The organism is Paenibacillus sp. cl6col (assembly GCF_900102125.1).
GTDB lineage: Bacteria > Bacillota > Bacilli > Paenibacillales > Paenibacillaceae > Paenibacillus_B > Paenibacillus_B suaedae.
The window spans coordinates 1-3,306 of sequence record NZ_FNAZ01000026.1; the positions used below are offsets into that span (position 1 = coordinate 1).

3 protein-coding genes and 7 tRNA genes are annotated in these 3,306 nt (G+C 42.6%); 2 read left to right on the top strand and 8 right to left on the bottom strand.

The annotated features are described in order from the left end of the window. Nucleotides 1-4: 4 nt before the first annotated feature. Both BLS15_RS28320 and BLS15_RS28325 read right to left on the bottom strand, forming a co-directional pair. Nucleotides 5-81: transfer RNA gene (locus BLS15_RS28320), tRNA-Arg, on the bottom strand. A gap of 8 nt (nt 82-89) precedes the next feature. Beyond that, nucleotides 90-164, bottom strand: a tRNA-Gly gene (locus BLS15_RS28325). Between the two features lie 682 nt (nt 165-846). On the opposite strand from BLS15_RS28325, the gene BLS15_RS28330 reads away from it, so the two are divergent. After that, nucleotides 847-1,275 (top strand): hypothetical protein, encoded by a 429-nt coding sequence (locus tag BLS15_RS28330; RefSeq protein WP_090514918.1) that lies wholly within the window; start codon nt 847-849, stop codon nt 1,273-1,275. Nucleotides 1,276-1,853: 578 nt separating this feature from the next. Here BLS15_RS28330 and BLS15_RS28335 read toward each other — a convergent pair. Next, nucleotides 1,854-2,099, bottom strand: a complete 246-nt coding sequence (locus tag BLS15_RS28335) for a hypothetical protein (RefSeq protein WP_021255707.1) — start codon at nt 2,097-2,099, stop codon at nt 1,854-1,856. A gap of 308 nt (nt 2,100-2,407) precedes the next feature. Here BLS15_RS28335 and BLS15_RS30145 point away from each other — a divergent pair, with 308 nt between their 5' ends. Next, nucleotides 2,408-2,779 carry a tyrosine-type recombinase/integrase gene (locus BLS15_RS30145; protein WP_368087142.1) on the top strand — a complete coding sequence of 124 codons (372 nt, stop codon included), beginning with the start codon at nt 2,408-2,410 and terminating at the stop codon, nt 2,777-2,779. Nucleotides 2,780-2,877: 98 nt separating this feature from the next. Here BLS15_RS30145 and BLS15_RS28350 read toward each other — a convergent pair. The 5 genes from BLS15_RS28350 to BLS15_RS28370 all read right to left on the bottom strand — a co-directional run bounded on the left by BLS15_RS28350 (nt 2,878) and on the right by BLS15_RS28370 (nt 3,299). Beyond that, a tRNA-Leu gene (locus tag BLS15_RS28350) sits at nt 2,878-2,961 on the bottom strand. A gap of 11 nt (nt 2,962-2,972) precedes the next feature. Further along, a tRNA-Lys gene (locus tag BLS15_RS28355) sits at nt 2,973-3,048 on the bottom strand. A gap of 6 nt (nt 3,049-3,054) precedes the next feature. Continuing rightward, nucleotides 3,055-3,129 (bottom strand) — tRNA-Gln (locus BLS15_RS28360). A gap of 12 nt (nt 3,130-3,141) precedes the next feature. Continuing rightward, nucleotides 3,142-3,217: transfer RNA gene (locus BLS15_RS28365), tRNA-Thr, on the bottom strand. A gap of 6 nt (nt 3,218-3,223) precedes the next feature. After that, nucleotides 3,224-3,299 (bottom strand) — tRNA-Val (locus tag BLS15_RS28370). Nucleotides 3,300-3,306: the final 7 nt, after the last annotated feature.

A 3,306-nucleotide genomic window follows, 5' to 3' on the forward strand; every position in this document is an offset into this window, starting at 1 on the left:
AAAATGGCGCGCCCTGAGAGATTCGAACTCCCGGCCTTTTGATTCGTAGTCAAACGCTCTATCCAGCTGAGCTAAGGGCGCAAATTATATGGAGCGGACAACGAGATTCGAACTCGCGACCCTCGCCTTGGCAAGGCGATACTCTACCACTGAGCTATGTCCGCAATTTGTCGTTCAAAACGATATATCAGAAGCGACAAGTAATAATATATCATAAGGTATTAAGTAATGCAACCCCTATTTCAAAAAAAATAATAAATAGCTGAAAAACCTTGCTGTTGAGCCACTGGAGACTTCAAGGTGCCTGTTCTAGGACACCTCATCACAATGCTTAACCGCTATTATCGCCCACAAGCTCCAACGGTTCTCTACGTTCCCCCGCCCCTCAGAGCATTTCTTCAGGTCGCCATAGTGGAATGCAATCGTTATTCCAGTCGTACGCCCCCTTATTTGCTCTAGATGGGTTTGAGACGCTTTACGTATCCAAATCCCCTCTTTAAGGGTTTAAAAGGGCTATTACAGGCTTCTAAGCTTCTCCCTAAGATTAATTCCTTCTATTCTCCAACACAATATTGAGACCTACAAGAACACGTAGTTACCTAATTTAAACAGCAAAACGGTAAAAGGCTAATTTGAATAATGAATCAATCGCTTCATCTAAAATGAATTGTCCCATCAAAGGTGGAACTTTATTTATAAAACATATACCTAATTAGTGTGTACAAGTAAAGCCTCGAATAGTTCGGGTCTTTGTCACAGATAGGACTCATCTACAGCACAAGCTAATGGTTATATGTGGTATATTGGAAATGTATAACATTAATATACATTTCCAAGGAGGTTACTATGAAAAAATCGTTAGTCATCATTTCAACAGTGCTAATGTTATCAACATTTACTGGATTCGCTTCTGCTGCGCCTGACTCAACTAGAATTGCACCAACTCAATCAGAAACCTCAACAGATTCAAGAGAAATTTCACTTTTTGATGTTAGTCACGTTGGGTACCATTCCTTCCAGAGCTCATTTCATGCAAACATCCATGCCGGAAAGAGCTTAGACGTTCATGTTAAGAATGACGGCCCAGGAACAGTGTACATGACGTTAGTACGCGATGGAAAAAACTATGCGGTAGACATTCCAATATCTTCAGGCCAACAAAAAACAGAAACAATTAAAGTCTTTGGTGGCTTTATCTCTGAGAAATGGAAAGTATTCATTAATAATAAAGACGGCCATAATATGGACATCCAAGTTAAGGCAAAACAATACTAGAAGCATTTAAGCAAATGATCATAATAAAGCCTCGGACTAACCCGGGGCTTTACTTCTTTGGTGCCGGCCTCATATTGCCGCCAGACAAACTACTCCAAAATGGGTTAAAGTAACATTCCCTGTCAATCCACAAAATTATCTTAAATCTTTCATTACCTCTCTTTGCATATCTCTCTCTCCTCTTATCTTTAAACAGCATTATCCATGTTATGTTACAACACCACTATCCTGCCCGACAGTTCAACAAAAGGACGCTCCCCATCCTTCGCTTGGGCTACAATCACAAACTAAAGAACGTACGCAGGAGGCATGTATTGCTTAAAAAGAAGCCCTGGCTTAATCTAAGCACTAAGATAATACTTTGGTGCTTATGACATTTTCGTTTTCGGAAGTGATGATACTCGGGATGTGTTTATCTTCGCGTTGCTCACATACCGGAATAAACGAAAATATTTTATATCTTATCGTGCAGCATATCACATCCATCAATTATCACTACAAATAAGCAAATTTGATTCCAGATAAATAGAATGAATAGCTCTCAATCTTATTGTCTGCATTTTGGTGATCAATAGCATCTACTTCACTAGCGTCTCCATCGATCCTAATGTCGCGTGCTCCCCACCTACCAGGTACACTACATTCTTGTTGGCATCCAATGCATCTCTCTGCTTCGTTGCGAGTACCTTCCGATCCCTTTTGTCTGTGTAGTCATTGTGGAAGCGGTACTCTTTCCGTCCGATATCCCACTCCACTTCACATCCGCTATATCGACACGTAATACCTTCTGGGCCAGCAAAATAGAAGCTAATTCCCATCGACATTATGAAGAAGCTTGATCACCACGTTTGCCAAAAAGGAACTCTCACGTGGACGCTGGGGCAGTGTCTGACATTTCTTAAGGCAGCATCTGTGAGTCGCTTCTACACGGCCTATTTAACGACCATAAACACAGGAATTCGGCGTGGTGAGGTTCTAGGTGTCCAGGTGAGCGATTTCTCTTATGAAGGCAAATACATCGACGCTACGCAGTCACTCACGTATCATAAAGAATTCGGCTTCATTGTTCAGGCACCAAAAACAAAGAAGTCCGAAAGGCGCACACCTATCATAGATAGGTATACTTGAAAAGCTGAAAGAGAAGATCGAGCAGAATCATACCAACGCACAAAAGAACGAAGCGTATCAGAAACTATGGGGCTTGATTAATTGCCACCTAGACGGAGAGCCAATACGCCCATCTCAATTGCGACATGATTACGAAAAGATAATCAATAAAAGAGGATTGCCATACATTCGGTTCCATGACTTGCGGCATTCATTTACAACTAACTTGTGGGAGCTTGGTTTTGACGACATACAAGAGGTATTAGGTCATTCTAGTGTAGCAATTACAGGAGACATCTATACACACATGAGAGATGAAAAGAAAAAGAACCTCATGGCGAAATATTCTGAGGCTATAAACTCGATGAATAAAAGCAATGATCCTGTGGATATCTAGCTTTCCGTTAACAAGTCCGTTAACAAAAACAAGGAGCCTTACGCTCCTTACTATCTATAAACAGCAAAAAACCCTTGTCCGACAAGGGTTTAATGATATGGTGCGCGTAGAGGGACTTGAACCCCCACGCCAAAGGCGCTAGATCCTAAGTCTAGTGCGTCTGCCAATTCCGCCATACGCGCACATATTTAACTGGTGAGCCATGAAGGACTCGAACCTTCGACACCCTGATTAAAAGTCAGGTGCTCTACCAACTGAGCTAATGGCTCTTACAATGGCTGGGGATATAGGATTCGAACCTATGCGTGACGGAGTCAAAGTCCGTTGCCTTACCGCTTGGCTAATCCCCAATAAGGTAACAATGGTGCCGGCGAAAGGAGTCGAACCCTCGACCTACTGATTACAAGTCAGCCGCTCTACCAACTGAGCTACACCGGCATATTATGGTGGACGCTGACGGGATCGAACCGCCGACCCTCTGCTTGTAAGGCAGATGCTCTCCCAGCTGAGCTAAGCGTCCATGTTGT